The following is a 26,915-nucleotide window of genomic DNA, read 5'->3' as shown; positions in this document are numbered from 1 at the left end:
ACAAAAAGATATTTTTCTTCTCTTTAACTTATGTTTAAATATACAAAACCCTTCTATATTCATAGAAGGGTTTTAATATTATGGTATAAGACGAGTACAATCTCTCGGAAAAGCACTAGCCTCTCGTACATTTGTTAATTCTAATATTTTATATACAATCCTTTCTAACCCAATCCCGAAACCTCCATGCGGGGGACAACCGTATCGGAATGTATTTAAATAAGATTGAAATTTCTCTGGGTGTAATCCTTTTTCTTTAAACGAAGCGAGTAACATTTCATAATTATGAATTCGCTGTGCCCCTGACGTTATTTCTAGCCCTTTATATAATAAGTCGAATGAATCAGTAATAGCTGGATTCTCTTTATTTTGCATCGTATACATCGGTCTCGCTTCTTTCGGATAATGTGTAATGAAAACAAATTCACTATTATATGTTTCCTTTACATATTTCCCTAGTAACTTTTCACCTTCTGTATCTAAATCCCCTACAGGAGATTCTTTACGATACTTACTTTTCAAAATTTCTTGTGCTTCTAACAATGTAATTTTAGGTATTTCAGTAATAACAGGTACTTCTATTTGTAATAGTTGTAGTTCTATTTCACATTTTTTCGCTACTTGTTGAAACATATATCGTAAAACATCCGTTTCTAGTTGCATCACTTCATAAAAATCATGAATAAAACCAAGCTCTACGTCTAACGATATATATTCATTCAAATGACGGGAAGAATTATGATGTTCCGCTCTATATACAGGTGCAATTTCAAAAACTCGTTCTAAGCCACCCGCTACCATCATTTGCTTATAGAACTGTGGTGATTGTGCTAAATAAGCTTCTTTTTGGAAGTATGGAAGCTTAAAAACATTTGCTCCTCCTTCTGCCCCTTGTGAAACAATTTTCGGAGTAAATATACGTGTGAAATCGTTCTCTATTAGAAATTCACTAAAGCTCTGAACGAGTGTAGATTTCACTTTAAAAATCGCTGCAGTTCGCTCATGCCTTAATGATATTACCCGCTCATTAAGTAGTTGATCTAAGCCAACTTGTAACTTCTTTTTATTTATTTCAAATGGAAGTGGCTCTGCACCGTTTATTACTTTCACTTCATGAGCAAGTACTTCAATACCCAATTCCGTTTTCGACGTCTCGACTATCTCACCGATTACATGGACAACACTTTCTACATCAACTTTATATCCGGCCAATTCATTTTCTAATACACATTGAATTACTCCTGTTCTGTCCCGTAATAATAAAAAACTAACATTTCCAAGGTGCCGAATTTTTTTTACCCATCCTTGAAGTAATACAACCTTTCCACTTTGCTTTGTACATTCTTTTGTGAGTGAACGCTTCATTATTGAATCCATTATTTTTCCCTCCAGTAATTTTATATTTATTTACGTTATTGTTGTCATCGTCATCATCCACGGTCACTCACCCCCTTTCAAAGAATACAAAAATCCGCCCCTATAAATAGGGACGGATTTTTTTCCGCGGTACCACCCAAATTGTCATACTGACCATCTTAGCCCTGATAACGGTAGGTACCGTTTGCTTTTACTAATAATCACGTTCAAAGCAACACTCACAGGTGTCTTTCCATCATGCGGTATCGCAACCTTCCCAGCAACCGGCTGCTCTCTGTAGACCTTTGCACCATGTACTTTTCCTGATCATCACTTTTTATATTTACAGAGTATTCTAACTCCTCACTTTATAAAATGCAAGCCTTTTTTGAAACATTCTGATTTTCCAACTCCTAAATTCTTCTAAAGTGTGAAAAGTTAATTTTGTAATACATATTCTTATGTATCAAATTCGAAATTACACCTCTAACATTTTTCCATTTTTTACATAAAACCCAATTTATTTACGCATATTAATAAAAAATTTTATAGCGAGGTGTGTATATGCAAAAAGCAATTAGTTTCTTTCTCCTATTGTTTTGCCTAATTGTAGTAAACGAAACATACGCCTATTCACCAAAATCTTTACCCATCTCTCAAAACTCTGATCAATGGCAAGTGAATATTGATAAACCGAAAAAAACAAACAAGAATATGCTTCAAGCTAAAAAAGATGAATTTCAAACATATCATTTTTCAGTAAAGAATGTTGGGAATAGTGAGGTATATAACGTAAACGTCGAAGTATTCCGCAACGAACCAAATAAGAAAACGAAATATGAACTCTTTTCCCTAAAGGAAAGTCGTTTAGCAAGTGGAAAAACTGGATTTGAACACGCTAATTTACCTGTTGCTACAAAAGCAGATGAAGTTGATGTTATTATTACATGGCAAGAGCACCCATTCCGATCGATGCGAAATGGTCAAAAAGTTGAATCTAGAAAATTTAAAGAGCATTTTGTTTTTAAAGAAGCTAAAAAGTAAATGGGATACGGATATATTCACACTATCATTGATATAGCTTTATTTACTAGTACCAGTTCGTAAGCAAATTAAAAAGTCGTGGCTTATAAATGCCACGACTTTTTATATTAATTCGTACTAATGCCTCTCGCTGCCCAAATGCGATCGATATCAGCAGCATGTTGTCCGCCATATAAAAGAGCATCCGCTTGCTTAATCGCTTTCGCTCCATCACTGAATTTAGAGTTTGGTGTTAATGACCAGTGTGATTGTAAAATGATTTTTGTTGCTACATCACGGCCAAAAGCTTGTGCCATTTCGTATTGACCTTGAGCCCAAATTTCACCATCATCATGCACTTCATTCGTTATATCTTTCGGATATACTTTATTCGTATCTAATCGGCGTAAGCATGTTGGATCTGAACTAGAATAAGCTGTCGCATCCCATTCTCCAACACATGCTTTACCATATCCAGTAGTCGATACTGCATCTTCATATGTAGCACCTAAGAAGTCGCCAAATCCTTCTCCCATCGCTCCACCTTCTGCTGAACTACCAAAGCCAGGAACTTGGTTATCTTGAATCGAATGCCCATATTCATGTGCGATAATACCAGCATCTTCTGCATCATCAACACCGCCAGTACCGAAAGTTAAAGCTTTTGTTGATGGAGAATAGAATGAGTTATCATCAGTTGTACCATTAACATTCACTTTTATCGAACGGTTATTAATATTTTTAAAACCTAGACTTTGAATGTAACGTTGCAATGTGTCGATATGATAGTACGACATAACATCTTCAAAGCTATCATTTGCACGTGTATAGTTAAATTGTAAATTCGTAGATTTTGTTTTCGCTTTTGAAGAAATCGTTACATATTCTCCAATTAAAAATCCTGTTCCATCTAAACCTTTTAACGTAACAGTTTTCAGTTGGTTCGTTAGAGCTGTTGAATCTGCATCGTTATTATCTTTTAAGCCTACTTTACTACCGCTAGATACGACTGGGTTAGGTAAAAATACTTTTCCTGACCCTTCAGCTTTTCGGTTTATATCAACCTTTTTAATTAACTTTCCATTTTCTGCATCAATAAATGTTTCCCATGCACCAAATGGATTATTAGAATGGACTACAACTTTATATACTGGACGAGCAATTCCTTCTTCAACAATATATCCGAACTCTTTATCTGTAGGAGCCCATAAATTTTGCTCACTTGCTTCTCCAACATACGCCATTGATTTTTGTATTGCATCTTTTTCACTAATTTTTGTCGTTACTTCCTTCACACCTGTAACAGGCTGATAATCAGAAACAGCGAGTACTCCCTTTCCCTCTCCGTTAAGAGTAACTGTAATTTGTTTTGAGAATACAGGCGCACCGTTAACAACTTGTTGGAACCTAACATATGAAGCTACTGACGTTTCTGTTGTAGAAATATATTGCAAGTCTGAAAGGTCTGTTTTCAATCCATACTGCGCAGCATTTTCTTTTAAATATTCAGTTGCTTTTTTCTGTGGCGAATAAGCTTCTAACTTTACTTGCTGTTGTTTTTCCAATGCCGAAACCGTAGAAATCGTCCCCATTACTAACGGTACAGTCATTGCCATTGCCACCATTTTTTTATTAAACATAGAACCACTCCCCCTAATAAAGTAGCTCAACCTTATCCCATTACCACTCGGCAATCATTCCCCACAAAATGGGGGGATAAAAATTGAATCTACGAGTAATTCTCTATGGACACTTCTATTACCTTTCCATTTAGGGTAAGTGAAATTTTCTCAATATTTATGTGTAAAGTGAACACAATATTTTAGAAATATATTTCTAAAGCAATTCCTTAACTCTTAAACTTTTTAAATGACTTTGTAAAAAACAGGCCACTTTTTTACCTAACGGTAGGTTGAAAAAATATTAATGAATGATACGATTTATATAACCTTTTTTTAGGAGGCTTTATTATGGGCAAAAGTGAAGAAACACTCTCTTCAATTATGGAAGCAAGCTATCGACTGTTTGCCGGACATGGTATTACCAAAACGACTTATTCAATGATTGCTGAAGAAGTCGGAATTGCTAAACCGTCCATTTATTATTACTTTAAATCTAAAGATGCATTAATCGAATGTATTTTCACAGAATTATGTGCTGCGATGCAGTTTTCTTCCTTCTTCCATACAGAAGAGTTTACGAAAGGAAATTTTATTGACAAATGCATTGAAATTGGATTCAAAATAATTGATGAACAGCAGAACGATCCTTATTTTAATCGTGTGTTGCAAGAATATGTATTACTATCTTCAAGAAATGATATGTACAAAGATCGATTACTAACTGTGCAAACAGAATATTTACAAGGATTTGAATCCCTCCTTACAAAAGCAAATGAGCTTCAATTGATTGAAAATAAAAATCTAGTTTCAAAAGCTCATATGTTAGCATTAGTGCTTGATAATGTCGGGAATTTTATGATGTTACATGTGGATATAGATTATAGACAAATATGGATGGAAGCTGTAAACAGTATTTTTGAAAGAAGGGATTGAATTGAATACTAAAAAACGAATTATCGGCTTAGACTTTGCTAGAGCTTTGGCGATGTTTGGTATGCTGCTTGTTAATTTTATGGTGATAACAGGTGCAGAAGGAAATGGTCCCCCATTTTTAATAACTTTCATGTCACTTTTTGAAGGTAGAGCTTCTGCCTTGTTTGTTATACTTGCTGGAATTGGCATATCTTTAATGACTAGATCATCTGTTGCTAGAAATGAAAAAATAAAAATTTCTAATAGCCGAAAAATCATCTGGAAACGGGCACTATTCTTATTTATTTTAGGATTATTTTTATACGTAATGGAGTGGACTGGGGATATATTACACTACTACGGTGTTTACCTTTTCGTTGCTGCATTACTCATTACAGTCCGAAAAAAAGCATTACTCTTGTTATCTATTATTATCCTACTCTTGGCACAATCTCTTCAGCTTACTTTCAATACTTTCGAAGGTTGGGGAGGCCCTACTCCATTTATAAACTATGTAGACTTCTGGACAATAAACGGTTTTCTTCGCAATTTATTCTTTAATGGTTATCACCCTTTTTTCCCATGGTTTTCGTTCTTCTTAATCGGTATGATAATTGGAAGATTAGATCTTCATAATAAAAAGATTAGAGATAGGTTGCTCTTGCTCGGTATTACATTCACCATACTGATAGAACTTTTATCAAAAGGGCTCACATACTACTTCATTCCACACATTGGCAAAGAAGCTGCTACATTTTTGTTTAATACAGGACCCATTTTACCAAATATATTATATATTTTATCTGCTACAGGATCCGCTATTGCTATATTAATACTTTGTCTCTATTCCGCTGAAAAATATGAAAATAATTGGTTTGTTACTTCCATTATACAAACAGGTCAATTAACATTAACTCATTATGTAAGTCATGTATTTATCGGTATTGGAGCATTAATTCTATTCGATAGAATGGAACATCAAACACTACTTTTCGTTTTATTATTTGCTACTATATTTTTCATTTTCAGTATTTTGTTTAGCGTATTATGGAGAAAGAAATTTTCTAGAGGGCCTATTGAATGGATTATGAGGAAATTAGCTAGTTAATTTACCTCCATACGAAAAAGGAAGTTGGAATCATTCCAACTTCCTTTTTTCTTTAATTAGCTGCACTTAATTTAATTCTAAGTTTTGTTTCACCTAAAGAAAGTTCATCGTCTTCGTTCGTTAAGTGACCAAATGTAAATTGTTTAACGAGTAAGTTTTCTTCCAATAAATCTTTATGGTTCGTTAACGTTCGTTGTAGTTCTTCTTCTGTATCGAGAATAACATCGACTCGTAAATTAACTGGTAAATTCAACTGTTTACGATATTCTTGAACCGCACGAATGAATTCACGCGCTACTCCTTCTTGTAACAATTCTTCCGTTACATTCGTATCTAACATAACCGTATATTGTCCGTTAGTCGTGTTAGAGAATCCTGATTTTGCAACTTTCTCAACTAACACATCTTCAGCAGTTACAACTACTTCTTCTCCTGGTGTTGCTTCGTAAACTGCTCTTTCTGTTGATACAAAGTTTTGTACTTCTTCTTGTGATAATTGTTTTAGCCAACCATTCACTGCATTCACATTTTTACCGAATTTCGGCCCCGCTGTTTTAAAATTGAGCTTCAATTGATATGATGTGTATTTTGTTTCATCGAGTTCAACATGGAACGCTTTTACATTTAACTCATCCATAACGATATCACGATAAGATTCCCAATCCATATCATTCTCGTTATGCTCAAGTAATACAAGTTCTGCTAGCGGCTGTTTTACTTTTAAAGAATGCTGATTACGGTTACTTCTTCCAAGTTCAACAACTTGTAAAACAGCATCCATTTCCGCTTCTAATTTCGGCTGAAGTAGTGATTCATTTACAACTGGATAATCAGCTAAATGAACGCTACTTCCTTCTAAATTAAGATGAATGTCTTCCGCGACAAACGGTGTGAATGGTGCAATTAATTTACTAATTGTTACAAGTACTTCATGAAGTGTCTCATACGCAGCAGCTTTTTCAGCGTTCATACCAGATTCCCAGAAACGATTACGTGAGCGTCTTACATACCAGTTACTCACTTCATCTACAAGTACTGCAATTTCACGAGCTGCATTCGTAAATTGATAATCATCAAGTGCTGTTCTCACTTTTTTCGTTGTACTATGCAATCTTGATAATACCCATTCGTCTAATTTCGTACGCTTTACATCATACGTTTCTTTCGGGTTATACTCATCTAAATTTGCATATAAAACGTAGAAGCTATACACATTGACTAATGTATCTACAAATTTAGATTTCGCTTCCAGTACGGTTCTTTCAGAAAAACGCTTCGCATTCCACGGAGCACTATCAACAAGTAAAGCCCATCTTAGCGCATCTGCACCAAACTTATCTACTAAATCAACTGGATCTAGTGCATTTCCTTTGCTTTTAGACATTTTCTGCCCTTCTTCATCTAAAACATGCCCTAGTGATAACACTCGTTTATACGGTACTTTTCCTGTATATAGTGCTGATACTGCTAATAAACTATAAAACCAGCCGCGTGTTTGATCAATTCCTTCTGCAATAACATCAGCTGGAAACTGCTCTTCAAATAACTCTTTATTTTCAAATGGGTAATGATATTGTGCAAATGGCATGGAACCACTATCAAACCAAACATCAATTACTTCTGGTGTACGATTCATTGTGCCTCCGCATTTTTCGCAGCAGACTTGCACTTCATCTACATACGGCTTATGCAATTCCAAATCTTCTGGTGTTTCGTTCGTACTATGCTTTCTTAATTCAGCAATGCTCTTCGGTGCGAACTGATGATTACAACTTTCACATTCCCATACGTTTAATGGCGTTCCCCAATATCTATTTCGGCTAATATTCCAGTCCACCATATTTTCTAAAAACTTACCAAAACGTCCATGTTTCATATGATCCGGATACCAAGTAACAGAATCATTATTTTGTAAAAAGGTATCTTTAATTGCAGTTGTTCGAATTAACCAACTTTCTCCTGCATAATAAAGTAGTGGTGAATCACAACGCCAGCAATGCGGATAGCTATGTTCATATTTTTCTTTATGATACAGTAAACCTTCCTTAGCTAAATAACGAACGATATCCACGTCACAATCTTTTACAAATTTCCCTTTCAAAAATGGTACTGCTTCTGTATACTCACCTTTTTCATCTACAACGTGCAAGAATGACAATCCTTCACTTTGAACGACTCTATAATCGTCTTCTCCATATGCTGGAGCAATATGAACAAGTCCTGTACCACTATCCGCTGTTACAAAATCTGCTGCGATAACACGGTAACCATTTGTAACTTCTTTCATCGGAAATGGCGCTGTATAAGATGTGTTTAATAATTCTTCGCCTTTATGAACAGATAATACTTCATAGTTTTCTTTTAATACTTCTTGTACACGTTCTTTCGCAACAATGTATACATGACTTTCTTGTTTTGCTTTAACGTATTCCATATTTGGATGGACAGCAAGCGCTACGTTTGCTGGAAGTGTCCAAGGCGTTGTTGTCCAACCTAAGAAATACTCATTTTCACTATCTTTCACTTTAAACTTCACAGTTGCACTTAAATCTTTTACTGTTTTATACCCTTGTGCAACCTCATGTGAGCTCAATGAGGTTTGGCAGCTTGGGCAGTATGGTGAAACTCTATGTCCTTTATATAACAATCCTTTTTCATGGATCGTCCCCAAAATATGCCATACACTTTCGATATATGGATTCTCTAAAGTTACATATGGATCATCCATATCTACCCAATAACCAATACTTTCAGTGAATTCACGCCACTGCTTTTCATATGTGAAAACACTCTCTTTACACTTTTGAATAAATGGTTCAATACCATATTCTTCAATCTCATGTTTACCAGAAATACCAAGTTGCTTCTCAACACCTAGTTCTACAGGTAAACCGTGTGTATCCCATCCTGCTTTTCTTACTACTTTATAACCAGCCATCGTTTTATATCTTGCTACTAAATCTTTAATTGCCCGACCAAGTGCATGGCCGACGTGTGGTAAACCGTTCGCCGTTGGTGGTCCTTCATAAAACACAAACGATTGCGCGCCTTCTCGATTCTGAATTGATTGTTCGAAAATATTTTGTTCGTTCCACTGTTTGCGAATTCGTGTTTCTCTTCCTACAGCTGATTCTTTTACATCTACTTTTTCCATATACAATCACTCCTTTGAATATTTTAAAGCACACAAAAAACCCGTCCCTATAAAGTAGGGACGGGTTTACCCGCGATACCACCCTAATTCTATTAGCTTTTTCACTAATAGCGCTTAGCAACGTACTATCATACGTGTTCTTTGTAACGGTAGACATCCGTCCGGGCTTACTCACTTTCAGCCTCGGCTCCTCGGAGATGATTTTCAAATAACGTCTGCACACCGGCTTTCAGCAATATACCGGCTCTCTGGAGAACAGCTCACTATTTTACTCTTTCTCGTCTTCAGATTTGTATACTTTGTTAAAAGCTATTCTATGCCATTTGGTAACTAATTGTCAACTAATTCGAAATATATTTTCATTTATACCCTTTTTTCACTATTTATATACATATACTATTACTTTTCAAATTCCCGTAATCCTGCTAAATCTTTATCTTCCTCAATAAGTTCAGCAAAGAATCCCGATTCATCCTCACGAAGGACAATTTCAAGCTCTTCCTTCGCCTCTTCATTTCTATTTAACTGTGCTAAATAACAAGCACGATCATATCTTGCTAACAAATCATTTGCATCCATTGTTAATACTTCATTTGCTATTTTTTCTGCCGTTAGTGTTTGGCCGGCACCATGATATGAAGACGCTAAAGAAAGGAGAATTGCTGTTTCATTTGGATGATGTATAGAAGCATTTTCTAATACATGAATTGCCTCTTCAAACCTTTCTTGACTTTGATACATTTCTCCTAAAGCAAGAAATGCTCTACTTACGAACGGTGTTTGCTCCGTTAATTGTAAGGTAATCTTTTCTGCTTTTCTTTCTTCCCCTGCTTTAAAGAATACTTGTGCTTGCAGAAGAAGAGTATCATAATCATCTGGTAGTTCTCGAACCATTTGCTTCGTTAATTCCAAAGCATCTCTTAACATATCTTCTTCCTCGCACTCAACGAAAAGATTTACAAGTTGCTTCGCTACTTCATAATCCCATCTATTTTCTAGTGACGTGTGCAGAATCTCTATTGCTTCTTTATTCATCTCTACATTCTCATAAAATAGCGCAAATCGCTGTGCTGCCATACTATTTTTCGGATTTAATTTTAAAGAGATTTCATATAAATCAATTATCATAGTAACCATTGAAATTTCTTTGGCACGATTTTTCATACGATAAAAAGCTCTCGTAATGATAGATCGTTTTGGTTGTTCATGCAGCTGGCGTTCAATCCATATTTCCGTAACCGCAGCTGCAGCATACATGAATGCTGTACTTCTTTCTGCTTTTTTCACCTTTAACGTATGAAGAAAATCTCGTATGTTAGACAATTTTTTATGCTGCTCTACTGCTTTTACATAAACATCAAATATACGTTCATCATCAAAATCTTTTTGTATTACTTTCATTGCAACTTCAATTGCTTTTACATTTCTTTTTTTCACTAATACTTTTGCATAATGATATAGAACTTCTATATGCTCACCATCTAATTGTAGCGCGTATTCAATCTGTTCTTGTTCTTTATCTATTTCATTCATCGCTCCGTACACATATGCAATCGCATCTAAACGCCATATTTCAGGTACTTCTTCCTCTAATTGTTCTAGTTCCGTCAGCAATTCTTCCTGAAGATTCATATCTACTGAAAGCTGTGCCAAATATTCCATATTAATATGCAACGGCTCTTCCTTCATCGCCTGAACCATATGACTTTGTTCTTTAGAACGGTTTTCTTCTTTTTCGTATATTTCCGCAAGCTGTAAATGTACACCTACGAAATTCCCATCAAGCTCTAAACATGTTTCATACGCTTGTTTTGCTTCCGTCAATTGCCCTAATGCCATAAGTGTTTCACCAATTCGGTAATACGGTAATGCCGTTTCCTTTTGTTCTATCGCCTTATTATATCTTTTCATCGCTTGGCCGTACTGTCCAATAGATTCATATAAAATACCTGCATAACAACCGTACTCACTTACTTCATTACTTTCTTTGTGTAACGTTCTTAAAAACGCTATACCTCGTTGTACAAATTCCGTTCCTTTAATTCGATTCACATATTCATCTAACGCACTTGCTACATTATAATCGCTTTTCTTTATACCATTTTCTAACTTAGATAGCGCTACTTTAAACCCTTCTTCATTTCCACCAAGTTCAAGTTCAGCATCCCATAAAACCATTCCTGCATTCATGAGGAAATCTTGGCTCTTTTCAATTTGCTTCTCAAGACCAAGAATGTATTCTTTTGCTTCCTTGTATTGTTCTCTTGCCATATACACTTGTGTAAGTCCGAAGTGAGAATAAACATCCTCATCGTTTTCTTCTAAAGCACGCTTATACAATACTTCTGCTTCTTCCAAGCTATCATTTTGAAAATGATAGTCACCTAATTTTACGTAAAGAGGTGCTTTATCATCACAATTCTCAATACCGTTTAATAAAATTTCTTTCGTACTTTCCTCATCCTTCAAATCAGATTCGTATATTTCCGAAAGTTTCGTATAAATGTAAGGTGCATTACTATCCAAATGAATCGCTACTTTAAGCCCTTTTATTGCTAAATATAATTTTCCTAGTTGATGTGCACATCTCGCTCGTTCATACCATACATGTGCTTCATATTTATACTCTTTTAACAAGTCATTAAAGATTTCATATGCTTCTTCATATCTTTCTAAATCTATTAATATTAAACCGTGATTCGTTAAAGTGAACCTTTCAGGACTGCGCTCTAACGCAACTTGAGAGTATTGCAATGCTTTTTCAGATTGATCAATATACATATAGGATAAAGCGAGAAAACTCCAAGCAATAGGCTGATCTGCGTCTAATTGTAACGATGAACGAAAGCTTGAAATCGCTTCTATATAACTTTCCTGCTCAAAAGCATATCTTCCGTTTATTAAATGATATAAAGCACGATTATTTTTCCTCTCAACGCTTGTCAGCATTTGCTCCGCTTTCTCTACTTCTTGAAGACGAATAAAACACTGTGCACCATGCAATTTAACAAAGTCCGAGTTCGGAAACTCTTCCATTAACTTATCGATACAATATAAAATAAATTCTTTATCTACTTCAACATCTAAGTGCTTTATCGTATATAACCACGTATTTAGATTATCACTCGTTTCTTTTAAAAATTGTACTAAGTCACTAATTCCCTCTTTGTCATGTTCATCTAAATGATCCGTAAGAGAAAAAATAGATTTAAAATAACGATTTTCTTCCTCACTTAGAAACGCTAGTTGCGCCTTCTTTTCTTTCGGAACAAACGTGATTGCTAAACAGCCTGTATAACGATATTTTTCTTGTAATTTACTATATTCTACAAGAACTGGTTCTATAAAGTTTGGATCTTGAACATAGAAAGCTTGCAATGTATCATCATATCCAGATAGAACTTGTACGTGTGAAGCATGCTCAATATCTATACTTAATAAAACAGGAATTCCTTCATCAATCAGTCTCTTATAATTCTCTTCATTCCCTTTAAAATAACGATATTCATAACCTAATTCTTCCAAATAAGAAACAGTATCTGAAAACTTCGATCCTGTCATATCAAAAATAAACTCTGCTATTTCATCTTGTGTACGTGTCTCTCCCCATATACGCAACATCATCTCTAAACTTGTCGGAACACAATAATTATCCTTTTGTACAATAGGAACTATCGGCAAGTGAACCTTTTTTCCATCCGGATTTTTTTCTAAATTATGATATAAAGATTCTTTTAAACTCTTTTCTTTTTTTAATAGCTTTTGTAAATCTGCAAATTTATTCATTTTGTACAGCGCTTCTGCACGTAAATGTACAAAGTAAGTGTTATAAGCATGATATGGCAGCTGAGTATTTATGTTATCTATTACCGCTAACATCTCTTCATATTGCTCTAAATCTAATAAATACTTTACCTTCTCAAAATGAAAATATGGTACTTGTGGGAACTTTACAATCGCATCATCAATTAACTGTATCGCACGTTTTTGTTCTCCTTTATTCGCATACAATTGTGATAATAAATAGGTAGATAACTCTTCACAATCTTCATGCTGCATGCCAGCAATAAATTGTTCTTCCGCTTTCTCCCATTCGCCTGTGTGCATATAAACGTAGCCCCATTTATCAAACACTACGCGCGTACTGTACTCCTCTGCTTTTTGCATATACATTAGCGCTTCTTCATTTCTTTTCATTTCTAAAAGACATCGTACTAACGTAAAATATGTTTTCGCTAAAAAATCTGCATCTATTTCTTCTTTATTACTCTCTTCTAAAGTTTCTTTTAACAGCTGCTCTGCTTCAAGAATTTTTCGCTCATCAATTAGCTCATCACAATATAAAGAGAGCGTTCTCATATTTGGGAATTTTTTATAAGCGTAGCGAATGAGGAATGAACTGTATTGGTGCATAAGCCCTTCATCAGTAAGGCGAATTAATATGTCAAACTCCTTATGCGAAGGAATATTAGCAAGCCAATTCTTCACATAGGATAAAGTATTCGTTTCTTTTATATATGCAATTTCATTATTTATTTCCTGTAATCCGTCTACAAATCTCTTATCTTTCAAACACGCTTCTAACTGCTTAAAATCTAGCATGCATTCACCTCGAATTTATATTTAAACTGCTACTTGCTTAGATTTTACACACCATATAGTATGTATTCAACTAAAATCTCTTATAATGGATGATATTAATTAATATTATTCAAATTCATAACAAAATATAGTAAAAATGATTGTTTTTCTCCATATGTTGTTTAATTATATAGAATAACGTAACATGCAGTTTTAATCTTGTAGAAGCTGAAATTAGTACATAAAATTATATCGGCGATTTTCAAATTATATCGACCGATTCTTAACATTTATCGGCGATTATATGTCGAATATCGACTTATCGACATTAAACGACAATCCTTATATATCATATCTTTTAACATACTATATCACCAAATGTAATTTTCATATTCGGAGCGTACACTAAAGAAGAATGCACATGAAATATTTTAAAAAATCGTAGTTCAGCTTCATATTGAGCTAGCGCATTATCATATGTTAATCCTCTGTCTATTAAACGTTTTATAAATTGCTGCTTATCACCCGGATTACCTGCAATCCCCTCTTCTTTTAATGAATGATACAAACTTTGTTTATCATTATGGTGGATATTAGAATCTAAAAAGTTCACTTTATCACTTACTCTACACTCAATATTTTTCACACCTAATTCACTTAAATACATCGGTATTTTCATACCAATATTTCCATCTTTTCCACTCCTCTGCGTGTCACTTTCAAATAAATTCTGCAAAATGCCTAGCTGGATAATTTCCGATTGGTTCTCTCCATCCAAAGTGTATGAAGACATATTTGATATCCAATGTGGTTCAAAACAGATTATTTTCCCGCCACTTTTAACTGAATGAATCATTTTTTGTAGCATCGTTTTTGGTGAACTCATATGTAATAAGAAGGCATGACAAATTGCTATATCGTATGTATCGTTCAATTCAATTTCTATAGCATCTCCCTCCAGAAATTCTGACTCGTACGGAAGTGAACGAAACAACTCTCTCGCTTCAGCTAATAATGTTTCTCCACTATCAATGCCTGTATACTTTGATCCTTCTGGAAGTAAAGGCATTAATAATAAGCCTAAATAACCATATCCACAACCATAATCAACAACATGGACTGGCTCAGAAATCTTCCAAACTGAATTCACTAGAAAACTTACATAATCGCTATTGTAATATAAATCTCTCGTATTTTTTAAATACGCTAGTTTACTGTTCCAATCGTATGTTTCCAACCTCTAACGCCTCCTTTTATATACACCCCTTACAATTCTCCATTTAACAAAACATTCCTACATTTTTAACAATTACCCAAGAAATTGGTTTTAATAAGGTGAGATTACTGCTTACATGACTCCTATACCAAATAAAAAGGCATACATATCTGTAATGATACATACACCTTTTATGCTACATCTCCTCAGGAGTCTCCACCCCAAGTAAACGTAATCCTTCTTTTAATACAACCGTCACAGCATAAACCAATGCGAGTCTGCTGTCTTTTTCTTCACTCTCTTCTAATATACGAACATTACCGTAATATTTATTGAACGATTGTGCTACATCTAATACATATTTCGAAATAATCGATGGCTCATTTTTATTGAAAGCTGCTTCAATTACTTGTGGGAATTTGTTTAGTAATTTTACGACACTCCAGCTATGATCGTCTTTTAAAGCAAACGTACATGTTTCAAATTCTACACTTTCTTTTCTTAAAATAGAGCAAGCACGTGCATGTGTGTACTGTACGTACGGGCCTGTTTCTCCTTCAAATTTCAGCATGTTTTCTAATGAGAATTCAATATTGTGCATACGCTCATTTTTTAAATCGTGGAAGATGATTGCACCAACACCGACTTGCTTTGCTACTACTTCTTTTTGTTTTAAGTTTGGATTTTTCTCTTCAATATTTTGTTTTGCAAGTTCGATTGCTTCTTCGAGTACTTCTTCAAGTAAAATAACTCTTCCTTTACGTGTTGACATTTTCTTACCATCTTTTAAAATGAAGCCAAACGGTACGTGTTCCATACCATCAACCCAAGTATAGCCAAGTTTTTTTAATACGGTGAAAAATTGATTGAAATGTAAGCTTTGTTCTGGACCAACAACATATAGCGCTTTATCAAACCCATAAGTGTTTTGACGATATAAAGCTGCCGTTAAGTCACGCGTTGCATAAATCGTCGCACCATCTGATTTTCTAATTAAGCAAGGCGGCATTCCTTCTTCTTCTAAATTAACGACTAATGCGCCTTCTGATTCTTCCAGTAAGTCGTGCTCTTCTAAAATCCCAATAAAGTCTTCCATTTTATCATTATAGAAAGCTTCGCCTTGAAAATTAGTAAATTCCACACCGAGAAGTTCATAAATACGAGAAAATTCTTTTAATGATTCGTGACGGAACCAATTCCAAAGTTCAACTGCTTCTTCATCGCCTTCTTCTAGCTTTTTAAACCAAGCACGTCCTTCTTCTTCTAATTCATCATTCTCTTTTACTTCTACATGAAACTGAACATATAACTTAAATAGCTTACGTATTGGATCCTCTTTCACCACTGCTTCATTTCCCCATTTTTTATAAGCCGTAATTAACTTTCCAAACTGTGTTCCCCAATCTCCTATATAATTAATCCCTACAACTTCATAGCCACATTTTTCAGCGATATGTTTCAGCGAATTTCCTATCATTGTAGAACGTAAATGCCCCATCGAAAAAGGTTTCGCGATATTAGGAGAGGAATAATCAATTACTACTGTTTTTTCACAGCCAAAGTGGTTTTGACCGAACTCTTCTTTCTCCGCTAAAACTGTTTTTAATACTGCATCACTTACAGTTTCACGATTGAAAAATACATTTACATAAGGACCAACGGCTTCTACTTTCGTAAAAAACGGATCATTTAATTTCTCAGCAACTTCCTTTGCGATAAGAGCTGGTGCTTTTTTATATTGCTTCGCTAATGAAAAACATGGGAACGCTGCATCTCCAAATTCATCTTGTTTCGGTGTTTCAATTAAATCTAAAATTTGTTTTTGCGTTAATTCATTCGTGAAAATATTAGATAAACTTTCCGCAAACTGCATTTTATAATCCATGATACAACCTCCTTATTTTTTAAAACACAAAAAACTCGTCTCTAAAAAAGAGACGAGTTTGAACCCGTGGTACCACCCTTGTTGTTCGTTACGAACCACTTTCCCGTTTATAACGAGGACAGGGGGCCTCGGCTTTCTCTACTATTCGTTCAAGAAGCATCTCCGAAGTGCGCTTCATCTTTTTCTTCCGTACTAGGCTCACACCATCCCTAGCTCGCTTTCCTTCTAAAAAAGACTACTCTCTTCATCACAGACAGCATATTTAATTAATTATTGCTTATTATACATCTTTTCAAACAATTAGCAAGGGTCAATTACACCAAAGTGAAACTTAGCACTTTTTCTTTTGTATACATGAAAATTGTGTTTTTCAAATCTAGAACTACGAAAATGATCTTTTAAAACGACACGTTTTCTCGCCACTCGTTTTGCCTCCGCAATTGTTTCGTCAGTAATATCATGATACAAAGCGAAGTGTTTTAATCCTTTAATTCCGTCAGATTCTATGACAGTTTCTTCAAACATCGGATCAAGGTAAACGACATCATAACTATTGTCTTCACATTGCGCTAAAAATGAAAAATGCTCCGTTTGCTTTACTTGGATTCTTTGCATTGCTTCATCAATTTCAGAAACAGATGAAGACCATGTTTTCAAACCATTTCTCATGATATAAGCCATATATTCATTGCCTTCAAGTCCTGTTACTTTTCCACTTTCACCAACAACATAACTAGCTACAATACTATCTGATGCCATCCCGAGCGTACAATCTAACACTGTCATTCCGCTCTCTAATTTAGCAGCTTGTACAAACGGATCGTGTTCTCCACGCATTAACCTTTTCACACGAAACATCGCTGAGTTCGGATGAAAGAAAAATGATTCTTCCGTACCTTTCGGATAAATAGCTAATCGGTTCTTTCCTACGACAAGTATATCTTGTTCATACTGCTCATGTAATTTATGCACTGGTATATCATTACGTAAAATGAAAGAACGATTTAATTCTTCTGCTACCTTTTTTGCATATGCTGTCATTTCTTTGTTTGTTCTTCCTGCTGTTGTTACTATCATTGTTTCACCTCTATATAAAGAAAAGAGGGAGATTTACTCTCCCCCTTCTTTAGCAATTCTTTTCGAAAGCTTGCTCTAAGTTCGTAATAATTTCGTCCATAGTTGCACCTTCAATTTCATGACGGTGAATGAAGTGAACAACTTCTTTTCCTTTTAATAATGCCATAGATGGTGAAGATGGAGGAATTTCTCCGAAATATTCACGCATTTTTGCAGTAGCATCTTTATCTTGACCTGCGAATACAGTTACAAGATGATCAGGTTGTTTTTCAGCACGAACAACCGCTTGACCTGCTGATGGACGTGCTAAACCAGCTGCACAACCACAAACAGAGTTTACAACTACTAAAGTTGTACCTGATGTATTTTCCATAAATTCTGTTACAGCTTCTTCTGTAGTTAACTCTTCAAACCCAGAACGCACTAACTCTTGGCGCATTGGGATTACCATTTGGCGCATGTATTCTTCATAAGCATTTGACATCTTGTAATCTCTCCTTCAACTTTCATTCCAAATTCATCATATCACGCTCTATTAATAGGTGCAAAAGAAAGATAACGATGATTTCATTTTTTTGTAGGGATTTCACAAACCCCACCGCGGCAATGTCCCACTGGAACAAGTTTTCTATTATTAGCGATATAATCGTATACTTTACTTCCAAAACCAAGTACGATAGATAGCTTTATAAAAGGAACTGCAAACCAATAAGATGGAACGGCCTTTGCTAATACATCTATGCTCTGAATGCCGTCATACCACTTATTATTTTTAAAAATATACAGTCTTTGTTCCATTTTACTTTGTAGTTCTTGAGAAAGCTTATATTTCTCAACTACATCTTCATTTCGAAATGAAACAAATTTCATCTTACCCTTTTTATCTAATTTTTTCGTACGTTCTGCAACGGCCGTACACATCGGACACCAACTATCATAGAAAACAATCATACATTATTCCCCTTTACGAGACTCCGTCATTTGTTTCCATACAGAACCTTTTGCTTCTTCTCCGCCTTCAATACGCTCTAATGCTAGACGTGCTTGCATCGCTACTTCAAACTCTGAATCATCTTGCGCTGCTTTTAATGCTGGAATCGCACTTTCATCTCCAAGTTCAAATAAGAACATCGCTGCACGCCAGCGTACTAATTTACTTGGATCTTTCAGAGATTTAATCATAACGAACATCGCTGCCGGATCACCTACATCTGATAAACAATCTCCTGCAGTACGACGAACACTTACAGAGCGATCTAACAACGCTTTATATAATAACGGTAATACTTCATCACCTTTTACCATACCTAAATACGCTGTTGCTAAACGGCGTATTGAAACTTTTTCATCATCTAACGCCATCTTCAACACTGGAATATCTTCTTCAGTAGGATCCATTTGTTCTAATGCTGCAAAACGGTTTTTCCAGTCAGAATCTTTCATCATCTCTTCTGTTACTTTATATGGCTCACGCTTTTGAATCGTTACTTCAACAGCACCTGCTTGATTCAATAATTCTTTAACCGTTTCATTTACACGTTCTTCTGAATAAGCAGCAACAATCTCTTCTACTACTTCTTTCCCGATTTCTTCAAAATTACCGTAACGTGTACTTTGTTCTACCCATTTACGCTCTTTTACAACGTTTGGTGCAGACATTTGTACTTTCATAATTGATTCTTTGAAACGATCTGGTAAGCCAACGCGTTCTTCCGATGTTCCATCTGTTAACTTTACTTGCATTGGAATTGTAAAGAACATTTGAACAAACACTTTCACTTCTCCAAAATGAGACAGTTGTTGTTCTTCACTTTCTTCCACTACTTCTTCGCCAAAAACAGCACGAACTTGTTGTAATAATACTTTCCAGTCATACTTTGCATTTCGCTCGACTGCTAAAAAGTCAGCTACATGATACACACCTTTAATGCCTTCAATTTTCAAAATTTCTTGCACTTGCATTGGTGCCTGTTCTTTATTTTCATTTGTATAATTATTACGCGCTCCTGATGGTAATACTTCATTCAAAATAACTTTCATTGTATTTGGACTTGGCGTCGGTTCAATTGCTTTAATCTTCACGTAAAAAACTCTCCTTTATTGCGTGTTCTTAGCTGTATTGTAACATGTTATCACTCTATACTCCTACTCGGATGCTTAATTTTACTACTTTCTTCCCGCTACCATACTATTTCATTCTTTTTACATTTCAAATTAGGAATGAGGTTTTAAAAGCTTTCGTTTCCGATGCTTTTTATTTTTTATCCATTTCTTGAGGTACCGCCAGTATTAAAAAAACACACGCTAAGCAAAAAAATATAATAAGCTGTCCATATAGACAGCTTATTTACATATTTTTCGTTCTCGGAAGTTGATCTTGTAGCGCTCTTTCTCGTAATTCACTATGTTTTCCAAAGAAAATAGTGAAAGACAAGGCGATGAATACATTTGCAAAATGACAAAACTGTAAGAATACACGAGTATTTGTAAGAAAGTTCGATGTTTTCCTTTTTCTTTTTTTATTATAGTGAAAAAGAAGAACGAAATATTCTCTTATGTAGGAAAGGAAGATAATAATGATTGATTTATTAAATAAATGGATGTTAGAAAGTACAGGAAATTTCAATATCGTTGTAGGACTTACAGCACTTCTATTTTTGGGTTCAGTAATTACACTTATTATTATTTACAAAAAAATTGGTAAACCAGATGAAAGAACAACTCCTATTCATTTTAAAATTATTTCTTGTATGTTTACTACTCAAATTCTAATGAATTGCATATTTATTTCTTTAGTTGGTAAAGATATTGAGAATTTCCGTCAAATCTTCATATTATTTGAAGCCTTTGTATTCTTCGTTGGAGCTATTTATTCGTTTAAATTATATAGACAAGAATTTAAATAATTCACTTGCAAGAAACAATAAAAAGGGGGATTCCTTACTCTCAGAAAGGATCCCCTTTTTTATTTTCTATCACTCGATTCTTCTTTTTATACATTCCTATCCTCGCATGGGTTTTACGGTTCTCGATTGTTACTGGATTAGCCGAAAAACGTAATAAAATTTTGTATACTCTTTACTTGTTTTCCAAAAAAAGCTGGCGGTACTCCTTCTTTAAGTTTATTAAAATACTTTCCACAATTTTTTCCGTAGCTATTACTTAAAATCACCTTTTATTACGATGCCCCCTCCCGCCTTCTCTCCAAAAAGGTAATACTCTCAATCACAACTTCAGTTCTATATATTCTCTTGCCTTGTTCATCATCGTAATTACTCGTCTGAATACGCCCTGTAATCCCAACAAGTGATCCCTTCTTACAATATTCAGTTACATTCTCAGCCGATTTTCGCCAAACGACACAATTAATAAAATCGACTTGTTGTTCACCTAAACTATTTCGAAATCCTCTATTCACCGCAATACATATTCTTGCATAAGCAACGCCTTGTTTTGTGTAGTATAATTCTGGCTCCTTTGTCAATCTACCGATTAATACAACTCTATTCATCATAAGTTATACCACCTCACATATTTTTCTCCATTGTAAGGAGAAATGGATGAATGGTAAAAAGCACAAAATGATGTATCCGTAAGTAAAAAGTGTTAATTTAGGCCTTACAAAACAAAAAAAGAAACCATACATAGTTCAAACATGTATGGTTTCAAAATTTATTACACTTCAGTACAAGATATGTAATATCCTCCGCGAGCCATCTTTATTTCAGCACGGTACATTACATTTTCTAAGTAAAAAGTAATCGGTTTAACTTTACTCTCAAATTTTAGTCTTTCATTGCATTCAGTTGCATATCCTTCAATCGCTGAAGTAATAACTTCAGATGATGGATATGTTAAAGCTTCATCTAGTTCTATGAAAAAACTTTTAGAAAATAGTTTTTTCATAATCCCCTTCTTCCCATTCATCATATTCCATCTCCTTCAATTCAAGTTGATAACATCCATATTATACCATACGTTCAATATATCTTTGAAAATAAAAAAAACCTGCATTTTTCATGCAGGTTTTTTTTATTAGTCATTTTTCGTAAAGTAAGAAACGAAACGAAGAATTTCTAAGTATAACCAAACTAATGTAAGCATTAGTCCCATTGCAGTGTACCACTCCATATATTTCGGAGCTTGACTACGTACACCATTTTCGATTAAATCGAAATCTAGTAATAAGTTTAATGCAGCAACTACAATAACAACTGCACTAATAATAATACCGATTGTACCACCTTAGTGAATGTATGGAACAGTTACACCAAACATATTTAGTAGGAATACGACTAAATACATAACCAGAATTCCGAGTGTTGCTGCCATAACGCCTGTACGGAATTTATCCGTTACTTTTACTACGCGTGTTGCATATAACACTAACATTGCAAATAGAATTGAGATTGTTAGTAATACAGCATTTAAAACGATAGAATCGCCAAATTTCATTGTATAAACTGCTGAAATACTTCCTAACACAACCCCTTCTACCGCTGCATAGATTGGTGCACCAAAAGGTGAAATACGCGGGAAGAACATAGACGCAAATGCGATGATTGCCGCAACGATTAAAGCACCAATTAATACTGGCATCTTCATCGTCCCCTGCATCATCTGTATGTATGAATAGACAGACGTTGCAAGTAGCAAGATAAGCATAATGAACGTTTTGCCTACTGTTCCGCCAATTGTCATCGCAGAAGCGCTTGCTCCCTCTTTACGGAATGCCTCTTTTTTCAACATTGGATTAGATGTTCTCATTTTTTCCCTCCTAAAATAGGTTCTACCAATAGTGTAAAGTTTTTCTCTTTACTTTTCAATATATGCAGCTTGTTTTTATTTTAATCCTTCAACCATGTCTGATAGTTCACTCCATCTTTCCATCTTTTTTTCTAGCTCTTCTTCTGTTTTCTGCTGTGCTTCAGATAATTCTTGTGCCTTTGTGAAGTCAGATCCAACTTTCGCAAGTTCTTCTCCAATTGACTCAATTTTTTCTTCAAGTTCGGCAATTGTATCTTCAATCGTTTCCCATTCACGCTGCTCATTGTATGAAAGTTTACGTTTACGTTGTTGTTTTGGAGCTTCTTCTACTACTTTTTTCTCTTTTTGAACTTCCGCTTTCTCCATAAGTTCTCTCGTTTTTTCCATTTCTAAATAATCTGTATAACTACCTAGGAACTCAAGCACTTCGCCTCCGCCAGTAAAGATGAACAGTTCATCTACTACTTTATCTAAGAAGTAACGGTCATGCGATACAGTTAAAACGACACCTGGGAAATCTTCTAAATAATCTTCTAGTACTGTTAATGTTTGTGTATCTAGATCATTCGTAGGTTCATCAAGTAAAAGTACGTTTGGTTCTCCCATTAAAATACGTAATAAATATAAACGTCTTCTTTCACCACCAGATAGTTTACCAAGCGGTGTACCATGTGAATGAGTCGGGAATAAGAAACGTTCTAACATTTGAGATGCACCAATTACTTTTCCATCTGTTGTATGAATAACTTCTGCAATCTCTTTAATGTATTCAATCATACGCTGATTTAAATTCATCTCTTCATTTTCTTGCGTATAATAAGCAACTTTTACAGTTTGCCCAACTTCAATTTCACCACTATCAGGAGATAACTTACCTGCAAGCATATTTAATAGCGAAGATTTCCCGCTTCCATTCGCTCCAATAATTCCGATGCGATCGCCTGGTTTCACGATATGATTAAAGTTGTTTAATACCGTTTTATCACCAAATTTTTTCGTCACATCTTTTAACTCAAGTACTTTTTTTCCAAGACGGCTACCGCTAAGTGCAATATCAACTGACTGTTTTGCAGCTGGCCCTTCTTGGCCCTTTAGCTCATCAAATCGTTGAATACGTGCCTTTTGCTTTGTTGAACGGGCTTTTGCACCGCGGCGGATCCATGCTAGTTCGCGGCGATATAAGTTTTGACGTTTTGATTCTTGCGCAATTTCTTGTTCTTCACGAAGTGCTTTCGCTTCTAAAAACGTACTGTAATTCCCTTCATAACTATACAGTTTTCCATTATCTAATTCGAAAATACGATTCGTCACACGATCTAAGAAATAACGATCATGGGTTACAAGTAATACTGCGCCATTATATCGAGCTAAATATTCCTCTAACCATTCCACTGTCTCATGATCAAGATGGTTCGTAGGCTCATCTAAAATTAATAGATCCGGTGTTTCAATAAAACATTGCGCCATCGCAATACGTTTTTTCTGTCCACCAGATAAATTTCCAACAGTTGCAGTGAAGTCCGTAATTCCTAATTTCGTTAAAAGAGATTTCGCATTTGCATTTGCTTCCCATGCACTCATTGCATCCATACGTTGCTGCACTGCAAATAATTGTTCCTGTACTTTTTCATTACTTGGATCTTTTTCGATATGTAATAGCGCCTTTTCATACTCACGAAGAAGACGAATTAAAGGAGTATCACCATGGAAGACTTGCTCTAGCACTGTTAGTTGTTCATCAAACTCTGGTTGCTGTGATAAATAACTAATTGTATACCCACGAGAATGAGTCATATCACCTGTATCAGGAATTTCTGCCCCTGCAATAATTTTTAATAACGTCGATTTACCAGTTCCGTTTACACCGATAATTCCGGCACGGTGTCCTTCTGCAATACTAAATGATAATCCATCAAATAACGGTTTTTCTCCATATGATTTTGATAAGTTTTCCACAGTTAACATTTTCATATTTGTGCATTCCACTCTTTCATAAATTGTTCAATAAACTGTTCCATATAACGATGACGAACTTCCGCCTCTTGTTTTGCTGCGTTCGTGTTCATTAAGTCTTTTAATTTCAAAAGTTTTTCATAAAAATGATTTAAAGATGGATCGTTATTTTTTCTATATTCATCTTTCGTCATCACTTCACGCGGAGGAATAGTTGGATCATACATTAATCTCCCTTTCGCTCCACCATACGCAAATGTGCGAGCTATTCCAATTGCTCCAAGGGCGTCTAAGCGATCCGCATCTTGAACAAGCTTCCCTTCAAGTGAATCCACTTTACCGCCATGACCACCTTTATAAGACATATTGGCGATAATATGAAGAACATGTTTACTTTCCTCTTCTTCCACATGTAACTCTTCTAACCAATCAGAAACTTTTTTCATTCCTTCTTCTTCACTTTCATTTAACTTCTCATCTGCCACATCATGAAGTAATGCTGCCATTTCAATTATAAAACGATTTCCCCCTTCTTGCTCGGATAAAGAAATCGCCAGTTTATGTACGCGTTCAATATGATACCAATCATGCCCACTCGCATCTTTTTCTAAAATATGTTTTACAAAAGTAATTGTTTTTTGAATCTTTTCTTGTTTTGTCATTTTATCTTCACCCAGTTACTTATTGTAACACGCCCGCATTTTTTCATCACATATTTTCTTGTCCGCCCATACACTGAGTGGTAAGCATCATCATGAAGGAGGAATAAATATGTTCTATAATAATCAACCGCCTTATCCAAGGCAACCATTTTACCCTCAACAACAAGAACAAAGATACACAGAACAATACGAAGAACAAGAGTTACAACAGCAAGAACAACAATATGACGAAAACCCATATGCAACAACGCAAAATCAAGAAACTGAATTTCAACAAAATCCATATGAAACACGTCCAAATTATGAATATCCTCAAAATCCATATGCGGTACCACAAAACCAAGAACAACCATATCAGCAAAATCCATATGCAGCACCACAAAACCAAGAACAACCATATCAACAAAATCCATATGCAGCACCACAAAACCCATACACAACTCAACCACAACAACCGCAATACCAACAACAAATGTATCAACCAAACTACGACGCACGTGTCTCACCACCTAAACCACCAACAATAGATCCAACGCAGCCACAAATTTTACCGCCAGGACCAACATTAGACATTACACAACCACAAATCTTACCACCTGGACCAATTACTGAACCAACACAACAACAAATTCAACAAGTTGTCGGTACACAGTTTTTACCTTTCAAGAAACCCGTACTAGATTTCGTAAAACCATGGGTAGATTACGGTTTAAATGAAGCAAAACATACATCACACGAACACGCATTAACAGAAGTTGCTGCGATTATGTTTTTAGTTGGTAAAGGCTTCAATCCGACGATTGCTCATTATATCGTAGAATCTTGGGAGAAGAATGAACAGTTTTAGGGTTGTTTATTTTATGTTCAGAAAAACTATAAAAGCGTCGCAAATGCCTGTTATACAAGCATTTGCGACGCTTTTTATTTGTTATATTATATTCTACTTCAAAAGGGTATTTCATATTTTTTCACATGTTTTTATATTATTTGTGAGCAAATAATAACCTTTTAATTAAACTGTATTAGATCCCCTTGATAAATAAACATTCCCCTTCCATTTGTTGAACTTGTGTTCTAAAAATACACTTTCATATTATATAGTTTCACTTCGTTTCATAGGTCTTATTAAATACGTCTTTATTTGATAAGGTTTTTCTACGATATCACTACTTATTATTAATTCGTGGCTGTTTTTATTCTTGATATTAAGACTGTTTTTATGAGCATTTCGTATAAGTATGATGTAACTGATTAAAGCTATTTTCAAAGACGACATATCGGCGATAATTTATGTCTATTTCTTATAGGTGTTAGCAAGTTCGTTTGCAAACTTGTTAGCACTTTTTTATAGTTCTTCTATAAATAAATGCCCCTTAATATAATCTGAATTTTATATATTTATATTTTTTTCTTTTTATCTCATAATTTTAATTGGGAAGGGGAGGAAAAAAATGGTTCAAATCAAGGTAACACCTGAAATGCTAGAAGAAGTCGCAAATCGTGCAAATAATACCAGGCGCACCTTAGAACCTGTTTAGAATCTATGGTATAATCTGTACAAAAAAGGATATTTTCTATGATACATAATTATACAAGTAA

19 protein-coding genes, 3 pseudogenes and 3 other annotated features are annotated in these 26,915 nt (G+C 34.9%); of the genes and pseudogenes, 6 read left to right on the top strand and 16 right to left on the bottom strand.

The window, feature by feature from the left end:
- Positions 1-78: 78 nt before the first annotated feature.
- The gene (aspS, locus tag ACQRBL_RS10500) at positions 79-1,377 is read right to left on the bottom strand and encodes an aspartate--tRNA(Asn) ligase (RefSeq protein ID WP_000377339.1); all 1,299 of its coding nucleotides are present in this window, start codon (positions 1,375-1,377) and stop codon (positions 79-81) included.
- Between the two features lie 105 nt (positions 1,378-1,482).
- Positions 1,483-1,696: a binding site (T-box leader), on the bottom strand.
- A gap of 224 nt (positions 1,697-1,920) precedes the next feature.
- On the opposite strand from aspS, the gene ACQRBL_RS10495 reads away from it, so the two are divergent.
- Positions 1,921-2,400, top strand: coding sequence for a hypothetical protein (locus tag ACQRBL_RS10495; protein ID WP_001167912.1), 480 nt, complete (start codon positions 1,921-1,923; stop codon positions 2,398-2,400).
- A 107-nt stretch (positions 2,401-2,507) separates the two neighbouring features.
- On the opposite strand, the gene ACQRBL_RS10490 is transcribed toward ACQRBL_RS10495, so the two are convergent.
- Entirely contained in the window at positions 2,508-4,019 is a 1,512-nt protein-coding gene (locus ACQRBL_RS10490; RefSeq protein ID WP_000482274.1) for a M36 family metallopeptidase, read from the bottom strand.
- A 330-nt stretch (positions 4,020-4,349) separates the two neighbouring features.
- Here ACQRBL_RS10490 and ACQRBL_RS10485 point away from each other — a divergent pair, with 330 nt between their 5' ends.
- Positions 4,350-4,934: a TetR/AcrR family transcriptional regulator gene (locus tag ACQRBL_RS10485; protein ID WP_023521810.1), complete on the top strand. Its 585-nt coding sequence runs from the start codon at positions 4,350-4,352 to the stop codon at positions 4,932-4,934.
- A gap of 1 nt (position 4,935) precedes the next feature.
- The gene (locus ACQRBL_RS10480; RefSeq protein ID WP_001093112.1) at positions 4,936-6,021 is read left to right on the top strand and encodes a DUF418 domain-containing protein; all 1,086 of its coding nucleotides are present in this window, start codon (positions 4,936-4,938) and stop codon (positions 6,019-6,021) included.
- 52 nt (positions 6,022-6,073) lie between these two features.
- Here ACQRBL_RS10480 and ileS read toward each other — a convergent pair whose 3' ends face one another.
- From ileS to ACQRBL_RS10435, 9 genes and pseudogenes are all read right to left on the bottom strand, one after another.
- The gene (gene ileS, locus ACQRBL_RS10475) at positions 6,074-9,175 is read right to left on the bottom strand and encodes an isoleucine--tRNA ligase (protein WP_411996492.1); all 3,102 of its coding nucleotides are present in this window, start codon (positions 9,173-9,175) and stop codon (positions 6,074-6,076) included.
- Positions 9,176-9,228: 53 nt separating this feature from the next.
- Positions 9,229-9,469 (bottom strand) — a binding site (T-box leader).
- 105 nt (positions 9,470-9,574) lie between these two features.
- Positions 9,575-13,777, bottom strand: a complete 4,203-nt coding sequence (locus ACQRBL_RS10470) for a tetratricopeptide repeat protein (RefSeq protein WP_411996493.1) — start codon at positions 13,775-13,777, stop codon at positions 9,575-9,577.
- 337 nt (positions 13,778-14,114) lie between these two features.
- The gene (locus ACQRBL_RS10465; protein ID WP_000451279.1) at positions 14,115-14,993 is read right to left on the bottom strand and encodes a class I SAM-dependent methyltransferase; all 879 of its coding nucleotides are present in this window, start codon (positions 14,991-14,993) and stop codon (positions 14,115-14,117) included.
- A 175-nt stretch (positions 14,994-15,168) separates the two neighbouring features.
- A complete protein-coding gene (argS, locus tag ACQRBL_RS10460) occupies positions 15,169-16,857 on the bottom strand; it encodes an arginine--tRNA ligase (RefSeq protein WP_411996494.1) in 1,689 nt (562 codons plus the stop codon).
- A 45-nt stretch (positions 16,858-16,902) separates the two neighbouring features.
- Positions 16,903-17,117: a binding site (T-box leader), on the bottom strand.
- A 40-nt stretch (positions 17,118-17,157) separates the two neighbouring features.
- Entirely contained in the window at positions 17,158-17,934 is a 777-nt protein-coding gene (locus ACQRBL_RS10455; RefSeq protein WP_063547140.1) for a class I SAM-dependent methyltransferase, read from the bottom strand.
- A gap of 49 nt (positions 17,935-17,983) precedes the next feature.
- Positions 17,984-18,418: a BrxA/BrxB family bacilliredoxin gene (locus ACQRBL_RS10450; protein WP_000063706.1), complete on the bottom strand. Its 435-nt coding sequence runs from the start codon at positions 18,416-18,418 to the stop codon at positions 17,984-17,986.
- An 83-nt stretch (positions 18,419-18,501) separates the two neighbouring features.
- Positions 18,502-18,885: a thiol-disulfide oxidoreductase DCC family protein gene (locus ACQRBL_RS10445; protein WP_000634891.1), complete on the bottom strand. Its 384-nt coding sequence runs from the start codon at positions 18,883-18,885 to the stop codon at positions 18,502-18,504.
- A 3-nt stretch (positions 18,886-18,888) separates the two neighbouring features.
- Positions 18,889-20,016 carry a conserved virulence factor C family protein gene (locus ACQRBL_RS10440; protein WP_000692587.1) on the bottom strand — a complete coding sequence of 376 codons (1,128 nt, stop codon included), beginning with the start codon at positions 20,014-20,016 and terminating at the stop codon, positions 18,889-18,891.
- Between the two features lie 280 nt (positions 20,017-20,296).
- Positions 20,297-20,371: pseudogene (locus ACQRBL_RS10435) on the bottom strand (transposase); the annotation flags it as partial.
- Between the two features lie 139 nt (positions 20,372-20,510).
- Between ACQRBL_RS10435 and ACQRBL_RS10430 the strand changes: the two are divergent.
- A complete protein-coding gene (locus tag ACQRBL_RS10430; protein WP_065483389.1) occupies positions 20,511-20,840 on the top strand; it encodes a 6-aminohexanoate hydrolase in 330 nt (109 codons plus the stop codon).
- Between the two features lie 272 nt (positions 20,841-21,112).
- Here the strand turns inward: ACQRBL_RS10430 and ACQRBL_RS10425 are convergent, their stop codons facing one another.
- The 5 genes and pseudogenes from ACQRBL_RS10425 to ACQRBL_RS10405 all read right to left on the bottom strand — a co-directional run bounded on the left by ACQRBL_RS10425 (position 21,113) and on the right by ACQRBL_RS10405 (position 25,316).
- Positions 21,113-21,448 (bottom strand): single-stranded DNA-binding protein, encoded by a 336-nt coding sequence (locus tag ACQRBL_RS10425; RefSeq protein WP_000982013.1) that lies wholly within the window; start codon positions 21,446-21,448, stop codon positions 21,113-21,115.
- 161 nt (positions 21,449-21,609) lie between these two features.
- On the bottom strand, positions 21,610-21,864 hold the full coding sequence (locus ACQRBL_RS10420) for a DUF4318 domain-containing protein (protein ID WP_411996495.1): 255 nt from the start codon (positions 21,862-21,864) through the stop codon (positions 21,610-21,612).
- A gap of 105 nt (positions 21,865-21,969) precedes the next feature.
- Positions 21,970-22,701 (bottom strand): annotated as a pseudogene (locus ACQRBL_RS10415) (Bax inhibitor-1/YccA family protein).
- Between the two features lie 75 nt (positions 22,702-22,776).
- Positions 22,777-24,672 carry an ABC-F family ATP-binding cassette domain-containing protein gene (locus ACQRBL_RS10410; RefSeq protein WP_411996496.1) on the bottom strand — a complete coding sequence of 632 codons (1,896 nt, stop codon included), beginning with the start codon at positions 24,670-24,672 and terminating at the stop codon, positions 22,777-22,779.
- Positions 24,669-25,316, bottom strand: coding sequence for an HD domain-containing protein (locus ACQRBL_RS10405; RefSeq protein ID WP_000165961.1), 648 nt, complete (start codon positions 25,314-25,316; stop codon positions 24,669-24,671). The genes ACQRBL_RS10410 and ACQRBL_RS10405 overlap by 4 nt, the downstream gene beginning before the upstream one ends.
- A gap of 109 nt (positions 25,317-25,425) precedes the next feature.
- Here ACQRBL_RS10405 and ACQRBL_RS10400 point away from each other — a divergent pair, with 109 nt between their 5' ends.
- Complete coding sequence (locus ACQRBL_RS10400) at positions 25,426-26,163, top strand: hypothetical protein (RefSeq protein WP_061660812.1); 738 nt, start codon at positions 25,426-25,428, stop codon at positions 26,161-26,163.
- Between the two features lie 583 nt (positions 26,164-26,746).
- Positions 26,747-26,851 (top strand): annotated as a pseudogene (locus ACQRBL_RS10395) (WXG100 family type VII secretion target); the annotation flags it as partial.
- Positions 26,852-26,915: the final 64 nt, after the last annotated feature.

Source organism: Bacillus sp. AF62 (genome assembly GCF_050312695.1).
Taxonomy (GTDB): domain Bacteria; phylum Bacillota; class Bacilli; order Bacillales; family Bacillaceae_G; genus Bacillus_A; species Bacillus_A cereus.
Note: the sequence above shows the minus strand (reverse complement) of the source record. Positions and strands in the feature narration are given on the sequence as shown.

Coding starts and splice junctions, on each gene's coding strand:
- ACQRBL_RS10410 (WP_411996496.1), bottom strand. CDS start 24,672: ATGAAAATGTTAACTGTGGAAAACTTATCAAAATCATATGGAGAAAAA.
- ACQRBL_RS10405 (WP_000165961.1), bottom strand. CDS start 25,316: ATGACAAAACAAGAAAAGATTCAAAAAACAATTACTTTTGTAAAACAT.
- ACQRBL_RS10450 (WP_000063706.1), bottom strand. CDS start 18,418: ATGTCAAATGCTTATGAAGAATACATGCGCCAAATGGTAATCCCAATG.
- ACQRBL_RS10495 (WP_001167912.1), top strand. CDS start 1,921: ATGCAAAAAGCAATTAGTTTCTTTCTCCTATTGTTTTGCCTAATTGTA.
- ACQRBL_RS10490 (WP_000482274.1), bottom strand. CDS start 4,019: ATGTTTAATAAAAAAATGGTGGCAATGGCAATGACTGTACCGTTAGTA.
- ACQRBL_RS10470 (WP_411996493.1), bottom strand. CDS start 13,777: ATGCTAGATTTTAAGCAGTTAGAAGCGTGTTTGAAAGATAAGAGATTT.
- ACQRBL_RS10425 (WP_000982013.1), bottom strand. CDS start 21,448: ATGATGAATAGAGTTGTATTAATCGGTAGATTGACAAAGGAGCCAGAA.
- argS (WP_411996494.1), bottom strand. CDS start 16,857: ATGGATTATAAAATGCAGTTTGCGGAAAGTTTATCTAATATTTTCACG.
- ACQRBL_RS10455 (WP_063547140.1), bottom strand. CDS start 17,934: ATGATAGTAACAACAGCAGGAAGAACAAACAAAGAAATGACAGCATAT.
- aspS (WP_000377339.1), bottom strand. CDS start 1,377: ATGGATTCAATAATGAAGCGTTCACTCACAAAAGAATGTACAAAGCAA.
- ACQRBL_RS10445 (WP_000634891.1), bottom strand. CDS start 18,885: ATGATTGTTTTCTATGATAGTTGGTGTCCGATGTGTACGGCCGTTGCA.
- ACQRBL_RS10430 (WP_065483389.1), top strand. CDS start 20,511: ATGATTGATTTATTAAATAAATGGATGTTAGAAAGTACAGGAAATTTC.
- ACQRBL_RS10400 (WP_061660812.1), top strand. CDS start 25,426: ATGTTCTATAATAATCAACCGCCTTATCCAAGGCAACCATTTTACCCT.
- ileS (WP_411996492.1), bottom strand. CDS start 9,175: ATGGAAAAAGTAGATGTAAAAGAATCAGCTGTAGGAAGAGAAACACGA.
- ACQRBL_RS10485 (WP_023521810.1), top strand. CDS start 4,350: ATGGGCAAAAGTGAAGAAACACTCTCTTCAATTATGGAAGCAAGCTAT.
- ACQRBL_RS10420 (WP_411996495.1), bottom strand. CDS start 21,864: ATGATGAATGGGAAGAAGGGGATTATGAAAAAACTATTTTCTAAAAGT.